Source organism: Salinibacterium sp. 10G20-15, from assembly GCF_057365065.1.
On record NZ_CP195118.1, the window covers coordinates 1,654,238 to 1,674,841 of the forward strand.

General features: G+C 61.9%; 19 protein-coding genes. 10 read left to right on the plus strand and 9 right to left on the minus strand.

All coding sequences use genetic code 11. The features are described 5' to 3' along the window. The first annotated feature begins 3 nt into the window (after positions 1-3). Together ACR3YK_RS07925 and guaA are read left to right on the plus strand one after the other, a co-directional pair. Entirely contained in the window at positions 4-462 is a 459-nt protein-coding gene (locus ACR3YK_RS07925; RefSeq protein ID WP_100388258.1) for a DUF3817 domain-containing protein, read from the plus strand. After that, positions 459-2,054 carry a glutamine-hydrolyzing GMP synthase gene (guaA, locus tag ACR3YK_RS07930; protein WP_486174364.1) on the plus strand — a complete coding sequence of 532 codons (1,596 nt, stop codon included), beginning with the start codon at positions 459-461 and terminating at the stop codon, positions 2,052-2,054. Before ACR3YK_RS07925 ends, guaA begins: the two co-directional genes overlap by 4 nt. Positions 2,055-2,200: 146 nt before the next feature. Here the strand turns inward: guaA and ACR3YK_RS07935 are convergent, their stop codons facing one another. The 3 genes from ACR3YK_RS07935 to ACR3YK_RS07945 all read right to left on the minus strand — a co-directional run bounded on the left by ACR3YK_RS07935 (position 2,201) and on the right by ACR3YK_RS07945 (position 3,904). Further along, the gene (locus ACR3YK_RS07935; RefSeq protein WP_486174365.1) at positions 2,201-3,004 is read right to left on the minus strand and encodes a Bax inhibitor-1/YccA family protein; all 804 of its coding nucleotides are present in this window, start codon (positions 3,002-3,004) and stop codon (positions 2,201-2,203) included. Positions 3,005-3,084: 80 nt separating this feature from the next. Further along, positions 3,085-3,594, minus strand: a complete 510-nt coding sequence (locus ACR3YK_RS07940) for a hypothetical protein (RefSeq protein WP_486174366.1) — start codon at positions 3,592-3,594, stop codon at positions 3,085-3,087. Further along, the gene (locus ACR3YK_RS07945; protein ID WP_341619252.1) at positions 3,584-3,904 is read right to left on the minus strand and encodes a DUF4190 domain-containing protein; all 321 of its coding nucleotides are present in this window, start codon (positions 3,902-3,904) and stop codon (positions 3,584-3,586) included. Before ACR3YK_RS07945 ends, ACR3YK_RS07940 begins: the two co-directional genes overlap by 11 nt. A 46-nt stretch (positions 3,905-3,950) precedes the next feature. On the opposite strand from ACR3YK_RS07945, the gene ACR3YK_RS07950 reads away from it, so the two are divergent. From ACR3YK_RS07950 to ACR3YK_RS07960, 3 genes are read left to right on the plus strand one after another with little or no spacing between them, the layout of a single operon-like run. After that, the gene (locus tag ACR3YK_RS07950; protein ID WP_486174367.1) at positions 3,951-4,952 is read left to right on the plus strand and encodes a glycerophosphodiester phosphodiesterase family protein; all 1,002 of its coding nucleotides are present in this window, start codon (positions 3,951-3,953) and stop codon (positions 4,950-4,952) included. 12 nt (positions 4,953-4,964) lie between these two features. Then, complete coding sequence (locus ACR3YK_RS07955) at positions 4,965-7,370, plus strand: ATP-dependent helicase (RefSeq protein ID WP_486174368.1); 2,406 nt, start codon at positions 4,965-4,967, stop codon at positions 7,368-7,370. Positions 7,371-7,419: 49 nt separating this feature from the next. After that, positions 7,420-8,835: an RNB domain-containing ribonuclease gene (locus ACR3YK_RS07960; RefSeq protein WP_486176393.1), complete on the plus strand. Its 1,416-nt coding sequence runs from the start codon at positions 7,420-7,422 to the stop codon at positions 8,833-8,835. A 15-nt stretch (positions 8,836-8,850) separates the two neighbouring features. Here the strand turns inward: ACR3YK_RS07960 and ACR3YK_RS07965 are convergent, their stop codons facing one another. Both ACR3YK_RS07965 and ACR3YK_RS07970 read right to left on the minus strand, forming a co-directional pair. Continuing rightward, complete coding sequence (locus ACR3YK_RS07965) at positions 8,851-9,615, minus strand: nuclear transport factor 2 family protein (RefSeq protein WP_486174369.1); 765 nt, start codon at positions 9,613-9,615, stop codon at positions 8,851-8,853. Between the two features lie 91 nt (positions 9,616-9,706). Continuing rightward, entirely contained in the window at positions 9,707-10,561 is an 855-nt protein-coding gene (locus tag ACR3YK_RS07970; RefSeq protein ID WP_486176394.1) for a helix-turn-helix domain-containing protein, read from the minus strand. Positions 10,562-10,832: 271 nt separating this feature from the next. Here ACR3YK_RS07970 and ACR3YK_RS07975 point away from each other — a divergent pair, with 271 nt between their 5' ends. Then, a complete protein-coding gene (locus ACR3YK_RS07975; RefSeq protein WP_486174370.1) occupies positions 10,833-11,459 on the plus strand; it encodes a hypothetical protein in 627 nt (208 codons plus the stop codon). Between the two features lie 34 nt (positions 11,460-11,493). Then, positions 11,494-11,682 (plus strand): hypothetical protein, encoded by a 189-nt coding sequence (locus tag ACR3YK_RS07980; protein ID WP_486174371.1) that lies wholly within the window; start codon positions 11,494-11,496, stop codon positions 11,680-11,682. Positions 11,683-11,767: 85 nt separating this feature from the next. Here ACR3YK_RS07980 and ACR3YK_RS07985 read toward each other — a convergent pair whose 3' ends face one another. Continuing rightward, complete coding sequence (locus ACR3YK_RS07985; RefSeq protein WP_486174372.1) at positions 11,768-12,553, minus strand: oxygenase MpaB family protein; 786 nt, start codon at positions 12,551-12,553, stop codon at positions 11,768-11,770. 189 nt (positions 12,554-12,742) lie between these two features. Here ACR3YK_RS07985 and sucC point away from each other — a divergent pair, with 189 nt between their 5' ends. Then, positions 12,743-13,912 carry an ADP-forming succinate--CoA ligase subunit beta gene (gene sucC, locus ACR3YK_RS07990; RefSeq protein WP_100388268.1) on the plus strand — a complete coding sequence of 390 codons (1,170 nt, stop codon included), beginning with the start codon at positions 12,743-12,745 and terminating at the stop codon, positions 13,910-13,912. Between the two features lie 10 nt (positions 13,913-13,922). After that, the gene (gene sucD / locus ACR3YK_RS07995; RefSeq protein ID WP_100388269.1) at positions 13,923-14,810 is read left to right on the plus strand and encodes a succinate--CoA ligase subunit alpha; all 888 of its coding nucleotides are present in this window, start codon (positions 13,923-13,925) and stop codon (positions 14,808-14,810) included. 75 nt (positions 14,811-14,885) lie between these two features. Here the strand turns inward: sucD and ACR3YK_RS08000 are convergent, their stop codons facing one another. Genes ACR3YK_RS08000 through ACR3YK_RS08010 form a run of 3 tightly spaced genes read right to left on the minus strand, consistent with a single transcriptional unit; the run spans position 14,886 to position 16,662 of the window. Beyond that, on the minus strand, positions 14,886-15,140 hold the full coding sequence (locus ACR3YK_RS08000) for a hypothetical protein (protein WP_486174373.1): 255 nt from the start codon (positions 15,138-15,140) through the stop codon (positions 14,886-14,888). Positions 15,141-15,185: 45 nt separating this feature from the next. Next, entirely contained in the window at positions 15,186-16,064 is an 879-nt protein-coding gene (locus ACR3YK_RS08005; protein ID WP_486174374.1) for an EamA family transporter, read from the minus strand. Further along, on the minus strand, positions 16,057-16,662 hold the full coding sequence (locus ACR3YK_RS08010) for a helix-turn-helix domain-containing protein (RefSeq protein WP_486174375.1): 606 nt from the start codon (positions 16,660-16,662) through the stop codon (positions 16,057-16,059). The genes ACR3YK_RS08005 and ACR3YK_RS08010 overlap by 8 nt, the downstream gene beginning before the upstream one ends. A gap of 260 nt (positions 16,663-16,922) precedes the next feature. On the opposite strand from ACR3YK_RS08010, the gene ACR3YK_RS08015 reads away from it, so the two are divergent. Next, on the plus strand, positions 16,923-20,522 hold the full coding sequence (locus ACR3YK_RS08015; protein ID WP_486174376.1) for a S8 family serine peptidase: 3,600 nt from the start codon (positions 16,923-16,925) through the stop codon (positions 20,520-20,522). Positions 20,523-20,604 lie beyond the last annotated feature (82 nt).

The window sequence follows — 20,604 nt, forward strand, 5'->3', positions numbered from 1 at the left end:
ACCATGGCTCTCGGTCCCCGGCTTTCAGATATCCCCAACATTCGTCGCACCCTCACGTTCTACAAGGTGTCGTCGATCATCACCGGTACCTTCCTGCTCGTGCTGTGCCTCATGATGGTGTTTCGCTACGGACTGGGCGGCGACATCGAGCTGAACGGCCCCTCCGCTTTCTTGACGCTCACGCCGAAAGAGCTCGTGCAGGGCATCAACGTCTCGACGATCATCCTGATCGTTCACGGCTGGCTTTACGTGTTCTACGTCGCGGCCGACTTCATCCTCTGGCGCCTGACGCGATTCTCCTTTTTGCGCTTCCTCTACATCGCCCTCGGCGGTGTCATCCCCTTCCTGTCGTTCTTCCTCGAACGTCAGGTGCCTCGACTCGTTGAGGCGAAGATCGCGACCCTCGAATCCGCTGCAGCTGCGAAAGCGGCCGGCGCTGACTCCGCAAAGGCAACTGCATGACCGACTCCACGGCCACATCCGCAGACACGAACGCTCGCCCCGTTCTTGTCGTCGACTTTGGCGCTCAGTATGCGCAATTGATCGCACGCCGCGTGCGCGAAGCCAACGTGTACAGCGAGATTGTTCCTCACACCATCACCGCTGAAGAGATTGCGGCCAAGAACCCGGCCGGCATCGTTCTGAGCGGTGGCCCGTCGAGCGTCTACGAGCCTGGCTCGCCCGACCTCGACCCCGGCATCCTCGAGCTCGGTGTTCCGGTCTTTGGTATTTGCTACGGTTTCCAGGTGATGGCCCGCCAGCTCGGCGGCACCGTTGCTAAGACCGGGCTGCGTGAATACGGCGCTACCGACATGACGGTTCAGGGTGGCGGCGGCTCGCTGCTCGCCGACCAGCCAAATGAGCAGACGGTGTGGATGAGCCACGGCGATGCTGTGACCGAAGCCCCGGAGGGTTTCGAGGTTCTTGCCAGCAGCGATGCGACGCCGGTTGCCGCCTTCGCGAGCAAGGAACGCGGTCTCTACGGAGTGCAGTGGCACCCCGAGGTGAAGCACTCCACTCACGGTCAAGACTTGCTCGAGAACTTCTTGCACGATGCTGCGGGCATCCCCGCCGACTGGAACAGCGGCAACGTGATCGCTGAGCAGGTTGAACGCATCCGCGAGCAGGTTGGTTCGGCCCGTGTGATCTGTGGTCTTTCTGGCGGAGTGGACTCCGCTGTTGCTGCCGCCATCGTGCACAAGGCCGTTGGCGACCAGCTCGTCTGCATCTTCGTTGATCACGGTCTGCTGCGTCAGGATGAGCGTCGCCAGGTTGAAGAGGACTACGTCGCTTCCACCGGTGTGCGTCTCGTCACCGTCGACGCCGTTGACCAGTTCATGGATGCCCTCGCCGGGGTCACTGACCCCGAGACGAAGCGCAAGATCATCGGCCGCGAATTCATCCGCAGCTTTGAGAACGCCGCTGAGGCGCTCGTGCTCGAAGCTCAGGGTGGCGAAGAGCCCGTCAAGTTCTTGGTGCAGGGAACCCTGTACCCGGATGTCGTGGAAAGTGGCGGCGGAACTGGCACGGCCAACATCAAGAGCCACCACAACGTGGGCGGCCTGCCTGAAGACTTGCAGTTCGAACTCGTTGAACCACTGCGCACCCTGTTCAAGGACGAGGTTCGTGCGATCGGTCGCGAGCTGGGACTGCCGGAGGTCATTGTTGGCCGCCAGCCGTTCCCTGGCCCCGGCCTCGGCATCCGCATCATCGGTGAAGTCACTCACGACCGTCTCGAGCTGCTGCGCAAGGCTGACGCGATCGCTCGCGCCGAGCTGACCGCTGCGGGTCTCGACGACTCGATCTGGCAGTGCCCCGTTGTTCTGCTCGCAGACGTTCGTTCGGTGGGCGTTCAGGGCGACGGCCGCACCTACGGTCACCCGATCGTGTTGCGCCCGGTGTCGTCGGAAGATGCGATGACCGCCGACTGGACTCGCTTGCCCTACGACGTTCTGGCCAAGATTTCTAACCGCATCACCAACGAGGTGGATGGGGTGAACCGCGTGGTTCTCGACGTCACGTCGAAGCCGCCAGGAACCATCGAGTGGGAATAAAGCGCTGAAGGCGAACGCCATTTCTGGCGTTCGCGCGCTTTATTCCGAGGCCGTCTCGGCCGAGGCTGCTTAGCTTTAACAACAAAGCCCCCGTCACCCGGCTAATGCCGAGGTGACGGGGGCTTTGTCGTTGCGAGACGGTGGCGCTAGTCGCGAAGGATCGCGAAGAAGCGCAGCAGCTCGAGGTAGAGCCAGATGACCGTGACCATAATGCCGAAGGCACCCTTCCAGCCATAGGCCCGAGGAGCGCGGTTAGCGACACCCTTCTGGATGTTGTCGAAGTCGAGCACGAGCGAGTACGCCGCCATGATCACGACGAGCACGCCGATGATGGCGCCGAGAGGAACGCCCATGAACGTGACACCGCGCAGGCCCTGAGTGCTTTCCACAACTCCCGTTGCCATGAGAACAAGGTTGAGCAGGGTGAAGACGACGTAGCCGATGAGGGCGATCATGAAGATCTTGGTGGCCTTTTTGGAGGCGCGAATCTTGCCGCTGGCGAAGAGTGCGAGGGTGACGCCAACCACAACGATGGTCGCGATCACGGCTTGCGTAACGATTCCGCCCGATGCATTCTCGAATACGCGCGAGATGCCGCCAACGAAGACTCCCTCAAATGCGGCGTATGCCAGCACGAGCGCTCCGGAAGGCTGCTTCTTGAAGATATTGACGAGAGCGAGAACGAAACCGATGAGCCCGGCACCGATCCACAGCAGTGGGAGGGCGGGAACGAGCATCCAGCTAAGTGCGGCGCCGACAACGAGAATCGCGAACGCACCGACGGTCTTGGCGATGGTGTCTTCGACGGTCATGACATCACCGGAGGCGGGAGCCGACTCACGGTTGTACATGTCGTTGAGCTGCTGGTTGGATACCTGGTTCGCTACGGCGATTCCGCCGCGCGAGCTGAATGCAGCATCGCGGGAGAAAGCGGGGTTATTGAGTGCCATGATTCCTCTGGTTGGTGTGGTGTCACACTTTTGTGACGCACCCCCAAAACTACCGGAGTTCGCTGAGAAATGCCGGACTTTCAGCGTCGCTTGGCTGCGCTCTGAGCGATCAGTTGGGCAACCCACGCTGCCGCCACAAGAACGACCGTTGAAATGGCAAGCGCCTGCGGCATTGCGGAGTACTCCTGATAGAACCGCGCAATGACGATGCCGTTGGCGATGGGGAGCGCCAAGGCGAGGTAGGAGATCAGCGGTCGGTGCCTGACGATGAGCCAACAGAGCAGCGGGATGGCGAGCGTCCACATCGCCATTGGACCGGTAAGCATGATCCAGATTTGGCTGACGGCTGGCAAGGCTACGACCATGCGGCGCCAACCTTTCGACGGCATGATCGACCAGCCCACGACCGTGACCGCGGTGCCGATGAGCAAGATCAGGAGGGTGTAGGGATTGGCACCTTGCAAGTGCACCGCGCCAGCGATGATGAGCACGAGCCCGATACCGTAGCGGTCAGCGTAGTTTCCCCACTTGAGCGGGAGCCGCCGGGTGGGTTCCCAGTCGCGAGCGAGCGAGAATCGGTTAGCTGACATTGGTCAGCAGCGAGTACAGCAGGATGCCCCACACGACCAACCACACGTAGCCGAGCACCGTAGCGATGCGGGCCATGATCATGCCGCGTTCGCCATTCTCTTTGATCTGGCGCATCGCGAGGTGACCGAAGATCAGCGCGGGCGCTCCACCGAAAGCGGCGAGAATGAGCGCGAGAATCGCGATGGGGTTCGTTCGGGGCGCTGCCAACGGCGCCGGGCGCGCTGCATCGGCCGAGGTGGGTTCTCCGCAATAGATGCAGAATTTCCACTCCGGTTGCACTTGGGCAGCGCATGACGAACATTCGGGCATGTCCCCAATATTAGTGGGAGCCGGTGAAACGCATATTCTTGACTCAATGAGCACCACCATTCGCCCGCTTGTGATCGGGCACCGCGGGGCGAGCGGCTATCGCCCAGAGCACACTAGAGCCGCCTACGATCTTGCGTTCACGCTGGGGGCGGATGCTGTCGAACCCGACATCGTGGCGACTCGGGATGGCGTGCTGGTGCTGCGCCACGAGAACGAGATTTCGGGCACAACGAACGTGGCCGAGCATCCGGAATTTGCGGATCGGCGTACCTCCAAGACGATCGATGGCGACGCGATCACGGGATGGTTCACCGAGGACTTCACGTGGGACGAACTCTCGACGTTGCGGGCCCGCGAGCGGCTGCCCGAGGTGCGTCAGGCGAGCACGACCCACAACGACGGATCGCCGATTCTGCGCTTGAGCGACCTGCTGGAGATTGTTGACCAGCACCCGGAGGCGACGCGTCGCCCGCTGAAGATCGTTGCCGAGATCAAGCACGCGAGTTACTTTGCGTCGATCGGGCTGCCGCTCGACGAACTCTTTGCGCGCGACGTGCGGGAGTGGGCCACGGCCGACAACCTGATCATCGAATCGTTCGAACAGAGCGTGCTGCACCGCATCCGGGATCGAGGGATTCCGGGGCAGCTGGTGTTCTTGCTCGAGTCGAGCGGTGCACCGTCTGATCTGATCGCCCAGCACGGTTCGAAGGCGCGCAGCTATGCCGATCATCTCAGCGACGAGGGGCTCGCTCAGCTCGCACGCGAAGTCGACGGCATCAGCGTGGATAAGAAAATGCTCATGCTCAAGGATCTGGCGGGCAACCTCACGGGGACGAACGACCTGGTTGACCGTGCTCACGCCGCCGGTCTCCTCGTTTTCTGCTGGACCCTGCGCGCCGAGAATCGATTCTTGCCGAAGAACCTGCGCTCGAGCAAGCAGCCTGAACAACACGGAGACTGGTTCGCAGAGTTTCGCACCCTCATGGATTCCGGTCTCGATGGTGTCTTTGCCGACCAACCCGACCTCGCGGTCACTGCGCGCGGGTAGAGTCGAGGGGCGATGACGACAGCTCTTGACTCTCACGACCCTGGCCGTTCTGACGACGGCAATCCCGTTGGCGACCCTCTGCTCGATGGGCTGAATCCGCGCCAACGCGAAGCCGTTGAATACCGCGGCCCCTCGTTGCTGATTGTGGCGGGTGCCGGTTCGGGTAAAACGAGCGTGCTCACGCGTCGTATCGCCGGGCTGCTGCGCTCGCGTGAAGCATGGCCGAGCCAAATTCTGGCCATCACCTTCACCAATAAGGCTGCCGCCGAAATGCGCGAGCGCGTCGGGGCGATCGTCGGCGACTCGGCTGAGGGCATGTGGATCTCTACCTTCCACTCCGCGTGTGTGCGCATCTTGCGGCGCGAAGCGGAAGCCTTCGGGTTCTCCAAGAACTTCACCATTTACGACTCGGCCGACAGCAAAGCTCTACTCAAGCGAATTCTCAAAGAGCTCGACGCCGACATGTTTGGCCTCACCGTCAGCAAGGCCGCTAATCGCATCTCGCAGCTCAAGAACGAGCTAACCGACGTCGAAGGTTTCGCGCGGGATGCCAACCTGAACGACCCGACAGAGAAGAAGTTTCTGGAGGTCTTCCGCCGCTACACGCGCGGTCTCAGCGATGCCAACGCTTTCGACTTTGACGATCTCATCGGTCAGACGGTCTACCTCTTCCGGGCGTTCCCGCACATTGCGGCAACGTACCAGCGCCGCTTCAAGCACATCCTTGTCGACGAGTACCAAGACACGAACCACGCGCAGTACGCGCTGATTCGTGAGCTGACCAAGCCGCCGGCTCCCGAGCAATTCGAGACCTCGCCTGGCGTACTTGTGCAGGGGCAGTCCAACGAACTCGAGGCTGCGTCGCTCACGGTGGTGGGCGACAGCGATCAGTCGATCTATGCGTTCCGCGGGGCCGACATCCGTAACATCGTGGAATTTGAGCGTGACTTTCCCCGCTCGACCGTGATTCTGCTTGAGCAGAATTACCGTTCGACCCAGACGATTCTGGATGCCGCAAACGCGGTGATCTCCCACAACTTTGACCGCAAAGACAAAAAGCTCTTCACTACGGTCGGTGCTGGCGACAAGATCGTCGGATTCACCGGGTACTCGGGGCACGACGAAGCGCAATTTGTGGCGGATGAGATTCAGAAGCTGCACGATGAAGGCGTCGCTTACAAAGACATTGCCGTCTTCTATCGCACTAACTCGCAGACACGTGCGCTGGAAGAGATCTTCATTCGCGCGGCTCTGCCCTACCGAGTTCTCGGGGGCACGAAGTTCTACGAGCGCGCGGAAATCAAGGATGCCTTCGGTTACCTGATTGCGGTTGCTAACCCGGCGGATCCGCTGGCGCTGCGTCGCATCATGAACACCCCGAAACGTGGCATTGGTCCGGCGACCGAAGCTGCGTTGCAGGCGTGGGCGGATGACCGGGGAGTGACCCTGCGCGATGCGATGCGCAACGCCTCCGAACTCGGCCTCGGCCCCAAAGTGACGAAAGCGATCGTCGGTTTGGCCGAGGTGCTCGACGAGGTAATGGCGAAGGTGGAAACATCCAAGCCCGCTGACATTTTGACCGAACTGCTCGAACGCTCGGGCTACCTTGCTGCGCTGCGTGCCTCGCAAGACCCACAGGATGAAGCTCGCGCCGAGAACGTGGACGAGCTCGTGGCTGTGACCAAGGAGTTCGGCAAGAACAACCCCGATGGCACCCTGCTCGACTTCCTCACCGAGGTGTCGCTCGTGGCCGCGGCGGATGACCTTGATGACTCCAGCGGAACCGTGTCGCTCATGACGCTACACACCGCGAAGGGCCTCGAGTACGACTCCGTGTTCCTTACCGGTGTCGAAGAAGACCTGCTGCCTCACCGTATGTCGGCCAACGAGCCCGGTGGCCCCGCCGAAGAGCGGCGCCTGTTCTATGTGGGCATCACGCGTGCCCGCAAGCGACTGTTCCTCTCGCTCGCGATGACTCGCGCGCAGTTCGGTGAGGTCAACGTGGCAATGCCGAGCCGCTACCTGCAAGAGATTCCGACCGAACTCATTGACTGGAAGCAGTCGCCGGGAATGGCAAACTCGCGCGGTGGCACTCAGTCGAGGGCGCTCAACGCTCGCCGCGATGGCAACAGCGGTGGCGGCTCGTGGTCCGGTTCGCTCCGGGCAGCGGCAGCGGGCGGATTGCCGCCGGCACCTCCACGCGCTAAGACCGAATGGGCGAACCCCGTCACGGCAACCGTGCGCGACAATGGCGACCTCACTCTGGTGGCGGGCGACCGCATCCGTCACGCTGACTTTGGTGACGGAACCGTGAATCAGGTCACGGGCGCTGGCCCGAAGAGTATTGCTGACGTTCAATTCGACACTGCAGGGCGCAAGCGTCTGCTGATCAAGATTGCTCCCATTGAGAAACTTTGATTCCGAAGGAACACCGCAGTCGGGTACGCCGCGTCACTGGGAGCCTCGGCTGGTTGTTCCGCGCGTTCGACCGCTCGATACCGACGATGAGCTAGCGAAGGCGCTCGCGGCAGTGCGCGTTGAGCTCAAGCTGCCCACCGAGTTCAGTGCTGAAGTCGAAGAAGCGGCTGCGGCTGCTGTAGCTGCATTCGAGCCGCCTGAGCTCGACCTCACCGACATTCCCTTCGTCACGATCGACCCCGAGGGCGCCACCGATCTCGATCAGGCGCTCTACCTCGAACGCACCGGCGAAACGCTGCGCGTGATGTACGCGATCGCTGAAGTGCCCGCCTTCGTGCTGCCCGGTTCCGTCGTTGATGCGGAAGCCCGCAAGCGCGGCCAAACCTTGTACGGCCCCGATGACCGGGTGCCGTTGCATCCGACGATCATCAGTGAAGATGCCGCATCGCTGCTGGCTGGTGCGACGCGACCCGCTTTCGTGTGGACCTTCGACTTGGATGCCACGGGCGAGGTCATCGAGACAACTCTCGTGCGCGCGCAAGTGCGTAACCGTCGCCAGTTCAACTATGTCGAAGTGCAAGAGTTGCTCGACAACGACCGCGCGGACGAATCGCTCTCGCTGCTGCCCGAGTTTGGGCGCCTGCGCACCGAGCTCGAACGCCAGCGTGGGGGAGCGAGCCTCAACCGTCCCGACGAAGAAGTGGCTGTCGTTGATGGCCAGTATGTGATCGAGCGTCGCGCTTCGCTGCCCGTCGAGGACTACAACGCCCACGTCTCGCTCATGACCGGCATGGAGGCCGCTCGCATCATGCTCGAGGGCAAGGTGGGCATTCTGCGCACGATGCCCGCGCCCGATGACGAGACGCTTGAGCAGTTCCGCCGTCAGGTAGCGAGCCTCGGATGCCCGTGGCCCGAGAACCAAAACTATGGCGAGTACTTGCGCACCCTCGACCACTCCGACCCTCGCGCCCTCGCGGCGACCCACGCCGCCACGTCTCTCTTTCGCGGAGCCGGTTACACGCCCTTCGACGGCGAACTGCCCGAAGACACCATCCAGGCCGCCGTTGCAGCGCCCTACGCTCACGCGACTGCGCCGCTGCGGCGACTCGTGGACCGCTTTGTGCTCGTGGCGTGTGAGGCAATCGTTGCTGGTCGCGATGTTCCCCAGTGGGTGCGTGAAGCGCTGCCGCAACTGCCCAAGATCATGGGCCGCACGAGTCAGCTGGCGTCGCAGTTCGACCGCTCGTCGGTAGACGTGATCGAAGCGGCACTGTTGCGGCCGCGAGTGGGCGAGGAGTTCGAGGCAACAGTGGTTTCGGAGCGCGCCGAGGGTGGCGTCATCCAGATCGCTGAACCGGTAATCACGGCCCGCATCTCCGGCACGGTTTCGGCCGGAGACACGGTGCGCGTGCGACTCGTTTCTGCCGAGATTGCTACCGGAACGATTGAGTTCGAACTCGCGTAGTTCGCTTCAGCCTGTTTAGAACTTGCCGGAGTTGACCCAGGTGCTCGGGTCGGTGATCTCTTCGGAGACAACCCAGTGCTCAGCGATGAGGCCATTCTCGACTCGGTAGAGGTCGATCAGGGCGGTAGCAGTGCCCGCGATCTCGGCTTCGGCGAGCACAGCCACAAAGTTGCCCGAGCCGATCACTTTGTGAATCTGCTTGTAGACGAGACCGTTCGCGGTGGCGTAGCTCACGAAGGCGTCGAGGCCGTCGGCAATGCGAGCGTCGTGCTGAGCAAGGTCAGCGTGAACGTAGGTGGAGGCAAGGGCGAGGTCTGCGCCGACGAGAACCTTTGCGGCGAACTCCGAAACGAGATGCTTGTTGACCTCGGTCTTGTCGAGATCGGTAACCTCGGTTGGGCCGTCAAGCGGCGTGCGGCCGCTCACGCTCGTGGGCTCGACTTCGGCGATCATGTCCCAGTGCTCGATGAGTTTGGCATCATCGTCGGTGTCGAAAATATCGGCGGTCACATAAATGAACTCGCCGTTGTTGAGCTTCTGGTGAGCCTGGATGAAGACAAAGGCTCCATCTTCGAAGCCGCGAACAATCTCGATGTCGCGGATGGGGTTGCGGGTTGTAAAGTCTTCAAAGAATTCGATGAAACCCTCTTTGCCATCTCGTACGGGCGTGGAGTGCTGCGTATAGCGCTGGCCGACGTACTTGTTCACGGCATCGACGTAGTTCCCGTCGCGAATGCCTTCGAGGTAGATGGCGGTGACGTTGTCGAGTCGTTGTCCCATGGGGTGCTCCTAGAAGTGTGGTGAGGGGTGCGATTGAGTACTTCAAGCATCCCGCGCAGCGAGAAGCGAGCACAGGTACGACCGCGACCGCTTATGGTGCAAAGTGGACAAGACTGCGCCGGAACTCCGCGGGCGAGGTGCCGACGACGCGCTCGAAGAACTTCGCAAAGTTGGTGGGCTCGCTGAATCCGAGCGCCGTCGAGATGGATGCCACGGTGCCGTCAGTGTGCGCCAGCAGTCGTTGTGCCTCGAGCATGAGCCGCTCATCCAGCAGCGCTTTGGCAGTGAGGCCCGTGACGGTTTGGCACGCGCGGCTGACGGTGCGCTCGGAATAGCCGAGGCCGGTGACGTAGTCACGAACATTGCGGCTGCGAGTGAGGTCGCGTTCGAGGGCTGCGCGGAAGGCGAGGTAGGCGTGGGGGAGGGCGCCGCGGCCGGGCTCACTGCTGGCGCGCTGATAGAGAGCGACGAGTGCAGCGAACAGCGCGCTGAGCAGGGTGACGGAGTGCTCGTCGGCGGTGAATCGCGCTTGTTCCCGCTCGATCGCGGCGACAAGCGCGAGTGCGGTGGTGAGCGAGTGCTCGCCCAGGTCAGCGTGAGCCGGATCGCCCGGAAGCCACGGCGCTGTTTTCGTTGCGGTGGGCGATGCCACGACCACACTGGCGCTGAGGTCGTTTTCGACGTGCCACTGCTGCACTTGCCCGGGTCGCACGAACAGCACGCGGCCGGGGTGCAGGGTGATCGTCTGAAAGTCGACGGTGTGCGAGCCGCTGCCACTGCGGATGACAATCATGAGTTCAAAGGAGGGCCGCTGCGCGCGTTCGAAATAGCTCGGGCCCATTCGCTCGACGAGCGCCGCGTAGTCGAGCAACTCCACGGGAAGCGCCAGTCCGTGCTCGCTCGCGAAGTCGACCGGCAGCACGGTCTCGTCGCGTTCGTCGTCCATTGTGGTCACACGCTGATGCTAGCGGGCGCGAGTGCGGAAGACCGAGTAAATGCGAGCGCACCAATAGTCGCGCGCTGCGACGACTCAACCTTCCCCAGGAGCGGCACCTAGATTGCTCGCTCTGTCGTGATGATGGGCTAGTACCTGCGAGCGCTGAGTGCCAACGATTGCTCGGGTAATGGTCAGGAGTGATTCGTAGGCTGTATTTATGACTAATTATCGGATTAGAGCCAATAGATCGAAGTCGATATCCACAATCGCGGCTTTAGTAATGGGCAGTTTGCTCGCGACCTTTGGAGCGGTTTCGGCCAGCGCCGAGCAGTCGAGCTCCAGCGCGAACGATCAAGCGATTCTTACTGAATTTCAAGCTGTTGAGTTGCTCGACGCCGCTGAGTTGCCGGTTGATTCCTCTAGCGGGTACCCAATAAATCGCTCGGATGTCGAGGCTTGGGAAATCCCAGGTGTCGTCTCGTTTGTGTCGGTCGCAGTTAAAGCGCCCGAAGTTGAGGTGCGGTCGTTCGTCGGCGCGTACTTCGATTCCGCTGGGAACCAAATCTCCACCGTCGAAGTGGTTTACGAAGAATCCGGTTCGATGAGATCGTGGACTAACGGCGAGCTGGTTGACCCGGCGGCCCTTAACTGTTCCGAACGTGATGAAATCGGTGCAGATTCCTCGAAAGGTCTTGTGTCGACCTCTGCTACAAGCACTCGGGACTTTTGCTGGTATCTCAACAAGTACGCTGAAGGTGAAATCGCGCTCGGCACGTTGGTAGCGGCGGCCGGCGGCGTGACGGCGCTCTTCACGGGGCCAGTTGGTGCAGCGATCGCTGCAGCAGGCGGTCTTAAGGCCGCGTTGGGCGGCATGTATAAGTGGCTTATATCTTTGTGGTGCCTGTAAAGGTAAGCAACGGAAGCATTAGAAGGGCAATCTTATGAATCAGTCGATTCCGCGTCCTCTCCGCATTGCGCTGTGGGTGATTGGCGGCGTGCTCGCCGTCATGGCGGTGGTGATGTTCGCAGTGGTGCAGGCAACAGAACCAGAAAGTTGGTGGATAAGCGTCTGCTTGCTGGTTTCAGCAGGTGTTTGTCTCACAATCGCGGCGGTAAACCCCAAGCGATAAGTGCCACTATTTCTAGCTCCGTCGGGCAAGCGTGTTCGCTCGCCCGACGGAGCGCACCTTGGCGAGATTGCCGAGGCTGAAAGGGTTACCCGCCGTTACTGCCGCTGGCGGCCGGCGATCGCCGAAACTTTGCGAGATACCGGCGCTGCGCCGCGAAGCGCACCCAGCGGGGAAGGTGCGGGTACACCGCGCGCGTGACCCGCATGATCAGGTCAAAGCGTTTTGGATTGTGGGGGAGCGCATAGGCCTCGCGCAGTTCAGGGCTCAGCAGCCCTGCGGTCAGCACGCGAACGAGTGGCATTGACGCCCGCAGCCACCACGGGCCGCCGGTCGGATGCAGCAACTGCTGGGCAACTCGTTGGCTCGCGTCCGTGACGCGCAACGACGCCACGCTCTCGTTCCAGTAGGCAGCGAACGCCGCACGGTCGGCCGGCCACAGCGCGCGCGGAACGCCGAGCGCGGTCGCGATCACGGCGTAGTCGGCGAGCAGGGTTTCGGCATCCACGTCGCGCAGCGGCCCGAACACCAGCTCGCGCACGCGCATGGCGGTGTCGTACAGCGTGGCGGCGACCCACAACTGCAGCTGCGGGTCACGGGCGTTGTAGCTGTCGGCCCGCACTGGACGGTGAGCCGCGCCCACTCGCCGCGCAACCTCGGCAGCCTCAACCGGCGTGCCATAGACGGTGACGTAGAGATACGTGAGGGTGCCGTTCAGGCGATCCAAGGGGCGCCGCGCAAAGTCACTGTGCTCGGCGACCGCCTGCCCCACAGCAGGGTGCGCGATTTGCAACAGGATGGCCGCCCCACCGCCGGCCAACAGAGCGACGTCGGCAGAGACATCCGCAATTCTGAGAGGGGCGGATGCGGGCATGAAGCCAGTTTAGGAGCGTGTAAACACAAGATTTACTGATCTTTCGCCCTGTACAGCCCGCTATCGGAAAACCCACAACGTTAGGCACGGTAAGGTTTTCTATTGGCGCGCGACTCTGGGAGCCGACCAACTTGGCACCGTTTCGCCGCCTTCCCCACTCACCATTACGCGCGGATTGGAATGAGCAGCGTGGATCTATATGAGTACCAGGCCAGAGACGTGTTTGAGTCTTATGGCGTACCAGTACTTGCCGGCCTAATTGCCGACACCCCAGAAGAAGCCAAAGCAGCAGCCGAGAAAATCGGTGGAACCGTTGTAGTCAAGGCTCAGGTCAAGACCGGCGGTCGCGGCAAGGCGGGTGGTGTCAAGGTGGTTCACAACGCCGACGACGCATACGCCGCAGCCGAGCAGATCCTTGGTCTCGACATCAACGGCCACACGGTCAAGCGAGTAATGATTGCTGCCGGTGCTCGCATCGCGCAGGAGTTCTACTTCTCCGTGCTGCTCGACCGAGCAAACCGCTCCTACCTTTCGCTCTGCAGCGTTGAGGGTGGAGTGGAAATCGAGGTGCTTGCTGTTGAGCGCCCCGAGGCTCTCGCCAAGATCGAGATCAACCCGATGCAGGGTATTGACCTCGCCAAGGCCACCGAAATCGCTAAGGCTGCGAACTTCCCGGCCGAACTCGTTGACAAGGTTGCCCCTGTCTTCGTGAAGCTCTACGACGTGTACAAGGGCGAAGACGCAACTCTCGTTGAGGTCAACCCCCTCGTGCTCACCGAAGACGGCCAGATCCTGGCTCTCGACGGCAAGGTATCGCTCGACGAGAACGCTGAGTTCCGTCACCCCAAGCACGCCGCTCTCGAAGATGCTGCAGCGGCTGACCCGCTCGAGGCGAAGGCTAAGGCCAACGACCTCAACTACGTCAAGCTCGACGGTGAAGTCGGTGTCATCGGTAACGGTGCCGGCCTCGTCATGTCGACGCTGGATGTTGTTGCCTACGCTGGCGAAAACCACGGCAACGTGAAGCCCGCCAACTTCCTCGACATCGGTGGTGGAGCCTCCGCTGAGGTCATGGCCGCCGGGCTCGACGTTATTCTCAACGACCCTCAGGTCAAGAGCGTCTTCGTCAACGTCTTCGGTGGAATCACCGCGTGTGACGCTGTTGCTAAGGGAATTGTGGGTGCGCTCGCAGAACTCGGCAGCTCAGCCAACAAGCCTCTCGTTGTCCGCCTCGACGGCAACAAGGTCGAGGAGGGTCGCGCGATTCTCGCCGAAGCGAACCACCCCCTCGTGACGCTAGCCGCATCTATGGACGAGGGCGCCGACAAGGCTGCCGAACTCGCCAACGCCGCGAAGTAAGGAACCGAGCATGTCAATTTTCCTCAACAAGGATTCCAAGGTCATCGTTCAGGGCATCACCGGCGGTGAGGGCACCAAGCACACCGCTCTCATGCTCGCTGCTGGCACCCAGGTCGTTGGCGGCGTCAACGCACGCAAGGCTGGCACGACGGTAGTTCACGGTGACGTTGAGCTGCCCGTGTTTGGCACTGTTGCTGAAGCAATGGAGAAGACGGGAGCGGATGTTTCGATCGCTTTTGTTCCTCCGGCCTTCACCAAGGATGCCGTTGTCGAAGCTATCGACGCTGAGATCCCGCTGCTCGTCATCATCACCGAGGGTGTTCCCGTCGGTGACTCGGCTGAGTTCTGGGCTTACGCGCAGGAGAAGGGCAACAAGACCCGCATCATTGGTCCGAACTGCCCCGGAATCATCACGCCCGGTGAAGCACTCGTCGGCATCACGCCCGCGAACATCACCGGCAAGGGCCCGATCGGTCTCGTCTCCAAGTCGGGAACGCTCACGTACCAGATGATGTACGAACTCCGTGATCTCGGATTCTCGACCGCAATCGGTATCGGTGGCGACCCCATCATCGGCACGACGCACATCGACGCTCTTGAAGCGTTCGAGGCTGACCCCGAGACCAAGGCAATCGTGATGATTGGTGAGATCGGTGGAGACGCTGAAGAGCGTGCCGCTGACTACATCAAGGCTCACGTCACGAAGCCTGTTGTGGGTTACGTTGCTGGCTTCACGGCACCCGAGGGTAAGACCATGGGTCACGCCGGTGCGATCGTTTCTGGCTCCGCCGGAACCGCTCAGGCCAAGAAGGAAGCACTAGAAGCCGCTGGTGTGAAGGTCGGCAAGACGCCGTCTGAAGCTGCCAAGCTCATGCGCGAAATTCTCGAAACTCTGTAGCAAGCAGAGGCTTTAACAGGCACTTCTCGCTACTCCAAGCGCCGCTCATCTTCGTGACGAGCGGCGCTTGTTTCGTTATTGAGAGTTTTCGGATGATGCTGCCGATGCAGCTTTTCTGGTCGCGTAGCTGACTGACAGCGCGACGCTCTGCACGAAACTCAAGGTCAAGACGGTGACGCCCGAGTATGCCGCTATGTAGTAGCTCGGTGGGGTAACGATCGCGCCAAGTAATGGCTCTTCATAGAACCAGATGGTTTGCCCGGCAAACACGCCCAGCACCGCGATCAAGGCTGTCACTAGCCACGATGAAATCAAAAAATAGACTCTCATGCGATGCAGGCTATGTTCCTTTGACTCTTTTGTCGATGCCTCGCGCTAGGCGTGCGGCGCAGGGTCGAGTTCGGGCGCGGGCGTGCGAGTTCCGCTGCGTTGGGCCGCGGCTCCTGCGAGCACGACGAGGCCGATGCCGATCCACTGTACGAATGACGGAATCTGGTGCAGCACGATGAGTCCGACGAGCACTCCGAAAGCTGGTTCGAGCGCCATGAGCGTGCCGAACGCGGTGTGGGTCATCCGGCGCAGCGCCAGCATCTCAAGCCCGAATGGCAGCACGGGGGAGAGTAGTGCAAGGCCGAGCGCGATCGGCAATACGCGCCAGTCGAAGTCGGGAATGACCTGGGGTGCTCCGACGAAGGTCGCCATGAGCGCAGCAATCGGGATGGTCATTGACAGCGAGCTGATGCCCGTGAAGCGATCACCGACCTTTTGCGTGAGCAAGATGTAGCTACCCCAGCCCGCTCCGGCCAGCAGAGCGAAGCCGACGCCGATGAGGTTCGTTTCGCCCTCCCACGGCTCGGTGAGCAGCACAACGCCGACCAGCGCCAGAGCGGGCCAGGCGAGCATCCGCGCGCTACCGCTTCGAATGGCGGCGACGGCGAGCGGTCCCAAGAATTCGATGGCCACAGCGGTGCCGAGCGGGATGTGTTCGAGCGCCGAAAGGAAGGCGACCGACATCACTGCTGTAGCGACACCCAGCCCGAGAATCGGGGCTACGTCTTGACGACGGATGCGACGCACCTGCGGGCGCGCAATCATCAAGAAGATGATGCCGCCAAAGACCAACCGCAGCCACGCGGTTCCGCCGGCGCCGACCTGCTCGATGAGTCCCACCGAGAAAGCCGAGCTCAGCTGGATCATCATCATGGCGGCCACCGCCATCGACCACGCGGGCAGCGGCTCGCGCGTCTCACGCATGAGAAGTCTCCGCTCGGTGTGATGCGCCGACGCCCGGTTCGAGCACGGTCAAGACGAATCGTGTGGGCTCGGGGCTTTGGTTGTTGTAGGTGTGGTCTTCGTCGCCGGGGAACGCCAGCGAATCTCCGGTGCCGAGAACGAAGGTCTCACTGGCGACGGTCATCGTGAGCTCGCCCTCGAGCACGTGCAGTAATTCTTGAGTGCCCGCACTGTGCGCTTCACTCGAATGTGAGTCGCCGGGCATGAACGTCCACTCCCACAGCTCGAGGGCTTCGGGGGTGTTGCTGGAGGCCATCAGGATGCCGCGACCGCCGTGCTCTCCCGTCCAGAGGGCTGCGCCAGCGCCGGCGCGAGTGACTTTCGCCTTCTGGGCTGTAGGCGGTTCTACGAGGGCGGGCAGGCTCACGCCGAGGGCTTCGCTGAGGCGCAGCAGGGTTCCCACGCTGGGGTTGGCCATGCCCTGCTCGACGTTGACGACCATCCGGCGGCTGACTCCGGCATTCTTGGCGAGTTGGTCGAGCGTCAGCTTGCGCGCTTGGCGCTCATTCTTGACGCGGGCGCCGATGGTGCGTGCAAGGAGCTCGGTAGGTTCATCCATAAGTGCAGCATAGTGCACTTATAGTGCACTCCGTCAACGACGGTGCGTCGACGCTGGGATGCCATCAGGCTGCGTCCCCCAAAGAGCGGACAATATGTCACGTTAAGGTAACGCTGATCGGGAGAGACCCCCTGTAAAGGGGTAGAACGCACATATAGTGGCTCGTGGTGAGTGCCCGACCACCAGCTTCGCAAACACGCTCTGATCAGCGTGTGCACGTCAATAAGGCAAGTCCCATTCACAGAAGAATAGGAACATTCGTGAGCATTCGAAGAGTCATATCGGTGGTGGCAACGACAACTCTTGTCGCCACTTCCCTGGTTACCGGCGCCGCACTCGGCGCCACAGCTGCACCAGCATCCATTGGTGGTGGCGGCCAAACTGAATTTACCCCGGGGCGTTACATCGTCACGATGGTGGATCAGGCTGCTGCAACCTACGACGGTGGTGTGCGCGGTTTCGACGCGACAACCCCACCCGATGGCGAGCAGCTGAACCCTCGCCGCCAAGTAGTGCAGGACTACACCGAGTATCTGGAAGAGAAGCAAGAGGATGCTGCGGCATCCGTCGGCGCTGACATCGACTACTCCTACACGCTTGCGACAAACGGCTTCTCGGCCGACCTGACCGCAGCTCAAGCGGCAGAGCTTTCGGCGAACAAACTTGTTGCCTCCATCGTTCCGGATGAGCTGAAGAAGATCACCGCAGCGCAGCGGTCAACTGAATTCCTCGGCCTCGAAGGCGAAGACGGACTCTGGGCCTCCATCGGTGGCGCAGAAACCGCCGGTGAGGGAATCGTAGTCGGCGTGCTCGACACCGGATTCGCTCCCGAAAACCCGGCCTTCGCCGGTGACGCTCTCGGTAGCACGCCGGGTGTAGATCCCTACCGCGATGGTGACTCCATCGTCTTCGAGAAGTCAGACGGCCACACCTTCACGGGTGTCTGCACCGAAGGCGAACAGTTCACCGCCGCTGACTGCACGACCAAGGTCATCAGCGCTCGCTACTTCCTTGACGGCTTCGGCGCCGGCAACCTCGGTGACGCGAGCGTCGGCGAATACGTTTCGCCGCGCGACGGTGATGGCCACGGCTCGCACACCGCGAGCACCGCAGCCGGCAATCTCGAAGTTGACGCCACCGTTGGCGGCAACGCCCTCGGCTACTTCTCTGGTGTTGCCCCCGCCGCCAAGATCGCTGCCTACAAAGTGTGCTGGAGCGGACCAGACCCCACCGATACGACCGACGACGGCTGTGCATCCACTGACCTCTTGGCCGCTATCGACCAGGCTGTCGCTGACGGCGTCGACGTGATCAACTACTCGATCGGTGGAGGCTCTGCCACCAGCACCGTTTCGCCCACCGACCAGGCCTTCCTCGGCGCTGCTGCTGCCGGTGTCTTCGTCGCGGCATCCGCCGGAAACGACGGCCCGGGAGCTACGACGTTGGATAACGCGTCCCCTTGGATCACTACGGTCGCCGCCAGCACCATCCCGAACTACGAAGCCACCGTCACCCTCGGTGACGGCCAAGAGTTCCCTGGTGCCTCGATCACGGTTGACCTCGACCCTGCCTCAGAACCGCTGACAGGTGAACTCGTCTACGCTGCGGATGTCGCTCTCGAGGGCGTCGTTGACCCCGACCTGTGCCTCGCTGACACCCTCGACCCGGCTCTCGTTGAGGGCAAGATCGTGGTCTGTGACCGCGGAGTCATCGCTCGCGTCGACAAGTCGGCCGAGGTTGCTCGCGCCGGTGGCATCGGCTCGGTTCTCGTGAACGTTACGCCGAGCTCGACTGACCTCGACACTCACGTGATCCCGACCATCCACTTGGATGCTCAGTACCGCGATGCCGTTGTTGCCTACGCCTCAACCGAAGGCGCCACGGCGACCTTCACCCCGGGCAACGAAACCGCGTACCAGCCACCGACACCTCAGGTTGCTGGCTTCTCGTCGCGCGGTCCCGTCGAAGCTGACGGTAGCGACATCATCAAACCCGACGTGTCGGCTCCCGGTGTCGGTATTCTCGCGGCGAGTGCCAACGCTGAAGGCGCCGAGCCCACGTTCGCGCTTCTCTCGGGTACTTCAATGTCGTCGCCGCACGTTGCCGGTCTCGCCGCCCTGTACCTCGGGGAGCGCCCCAACGCGACACCCGCCGAGATCAAATCGGCGTTCATGACGACCGCATACGACACCGTGGATGCCGACGGAAACCCCGTCACGGACCCCTTCACTCAGGGCGCGGGCCATGTTGACCCCACCAAGTTCTTCGAACCTGGGTTGCTCTACCTGAATGACATCAACGACTGGCTGTCCTACATTGAGGGCGCTGGCTACGACGTGCTCGACCCCGCGGTCGAAGCGATCGATCCCAGCAATCTCAACCTGGCATCCATCGGTATCGGTTCGCTGACGGCTCCCGAAACGATTACTCGTACCGTGACCTCCAGCCAGGCGGGCACGTTCGAGGCATCCATCTCGGTTCCCGGCATCGACGCCACCGTCTCGCCCTCCACGCTGACCTTCGGCGCGGCAGGCGAAACTCAGAGCTACGAAGTGACAATCAGCCGAACGGATGCTCCGCTCGACCAGTTCACGACCGGTGCTCTCACGTGGACCAGCGGCGACACTGTCGTGCACAGCCCCGTGGCCGTGCGTCCGGTCACTATCGAAGCGCCCGCGGTCGCTAGCGGAACCGGAACCTACGGTGCCGTCGAAGTGACGGTCACGCCCGGAGGAGACGGCGACATCCCGCTAACCTCGACCGGGCTCACCGCTGGTGTCTTCTATGAAGACCCCACGGGCACCGAAACCGATCACTCGGGATCTGGTGTTGCCGGAGATGAGTTCCAGTACGCGGCAACCGTGCCCGAAGGCACGACCTACGCGCGCTTCGATCTCGACTCTATCGACGACACCGCAGACCTCGACCTCGTCGTGTACCTGCTCGATGATGCCGGCACGCCGACCGCAGGGTGGCAGTCGGCCACGGGGGCTGCAGACGAGCAAGTCAACCTTGCTGATCCAGCTCCGGGTAACTATCTCGTGCTCGCCTCTGTCTATGCGGCCAATCCCTCCACCGCCTTCGATGTGCGAACCTTCGCCGTTGTTCCGGGTGCCGGAGAGCCGTTGGGGCTCGATCCCGCGGTGTTGTCGGGTGTTCAGGGTGAAGCTGTGAGCTACACCGCATCGTGGGAGGGGCTGGCCCCCTTTACGAACTACCTCGGGCTGGTGAGCTACGGCGACACGGGTGCGACCACCGCAGTCGAGGTCGTGACGCAGGAAGATGTTCTACCGGGAACACCCGTAAACGCCGTCCTGCCCACGATCTCCGGCAAGCCTCTTGTCGGTAAGAAGCTCACGGCTGACCCCGGCGAGTGGGATGTCGACGGGCTGAAGTTCAGCTACCAGTGGCAGGCGAACGGCGAGAACATCGCCGGCGCCGACAAGCGCAAGTACAAGGTCACAGCGGCTGACGAGGGCAAGGCGATTACCGTCGTTGTCACCGCCAGCAAGAAGGACCTGCCGAGCGCGAGCGCAACCTCCGAGGCCGTGATGATCAACTACAGCTCGAGCGTGAAGCTGTCAGTGAGTAAACACATTGCGTTCTCGTGGAACACCGTGAGCACCACCATCCGCGTCGCTACAGGCGAGGATGCTGCCGCGACCGGAACGGTCAAGGTAACCGTCGACGGCAAGAAGGTCGACACCATCACGCTCGACGAGTCGGACAACGGAAAGGTGACGGTGAAGCTGCCGAAGCTTGATCGTGGCCTGCACCAGGTTCGCGCGGAGTTCACTCCGGCCAGCGACAATGTCACGGGCTCAAAGAGCAGTAACGACTGGGTCTGGATCGTCTTCTAGGCGGCACCCACTCAGCAACTAACCCACGACAACAACGGCTGGTCACCTCCCCACGGGTGGCCAGCCGTTGTTGTGTTAAGTG

Excerpts from the sequence above, each read along its gene's own strand:
- ACR3YK_RS07980 (WP_486174371.1), top strand. The coding sequence starts at position 11,494 with ATGAATCAGTCGATTCCGCGTCCTCTCCGCATTGCGCTGTGGGTGATT.
- ACR3YK_RS07975 (WP_486174370.1), top strand. The coding sequence starts at position 10,833 with ATGGGCAGTTTGCTCGCGACCTTTGGAGCGGTTTCGGCCAGCGCCGAG.
- ACR3YK_RS07950 (WP_486174367.1), top strand. The coding sequence starts at position 3,951 with ATGAGCACCACCATTCGCCCGCTTGTGATCGGGCACCGCGGGGCGAGC.
- ACR3YK_RS07940 (WP_486174366.1), bottom strand. The coding sequence starts at position 3,594 with ATGTCAGCTAACCGATTCTCGCTCGCTCGCGACTGGGAACCCACCCGG.
- ACR3YK_RS07970 (WP_486176394.1), bottom strand. The coding sequence starts at position 10,561 with ATGGACGACGAACGCGACGAGACCGTGCTGCCGGTCGACTTCGCGAGC.
- ACR3YK_RS07945 (WP_341619252.1), bottom strand. The coding sequence starts at position 3,904 with ATGCCCGAATGTTCGTCATGCGCTGCCCAAGTGCAACCGGAGTGGAAA.
- ACR3YK_RS08005 (WP_486174374.1), bottom strand. The coding sequence starts at position 16,064 with ATGCGTGAGACGCGCGAGCCGCTGCCCGCGTGGTCGATGGCGGTGGCC.
- ACR3YK_RS07965 (WP_486174369.1), bottom strand. The coding sequence starts at position 9,615 with ATGGGACAACGACTCGACAACGTCACCGCCATCTACCTCGAAGGCATT.
- sucD (WP_100388269.1), top strand. The coding sequence starts at position 13,923 with ATGTCAATTTTCCTCAACAAGGATTCCAAGGTCATCGTTCAGGGCATC.
- ACR3YK_RS07935 (WP_486174365.1), bottom strand. The coding sequence starts at position 3,004 with ATGGCACTCAATAACCCCGCTTTCTCCCGCGATGCTGCATTCAGCTCG.
- ACR3YK_RS08010 (WP_486174375.1), bottom strand. The coding sequence starts at position 16,662 with ATGGATGAACCTACCGAGCTCCTTGCACGCACCATCGGCGCCCGCGTC.
- ACR3YK_RS07925 (WP_100388258.1), top strand. The coding sequence starts at position 4 with ATGGCTCTCGGTCCCCGGCTTTCAGATATCCCCAACATTCGTCGCACC.
- ACR3YK_RS07955 (WP_486174368.1), top strand. The coding sequence starts at position 4,965 with ATGACGACAGCTCTTGACTCTCACGACCCTGGCCGTTCTGACGACGGC.
- ACR3YK_RS07985 (WP_486174372.1), bottom strand. The coding sequence starts at position 12,553 with ATGCCCGCATCCGCCCCTCTCAGAATTGCGGATGTCTCTGCCGACGTC.
- ACR3YK_RS08000 (WP_486174373.1), bottom strand. The coding sequence starts at position 15,140 with ATGAGAGTCTATTTTTTGATTTCATCGTGGCTAGTGACAGCCTTGATC.
- guaA (WP_486174364.1), top strand. The coding sequence starts at position 459 with ATGACCGACTCCACGGCCACATCCGCAGACACGAACGCTCGCCCCGTT.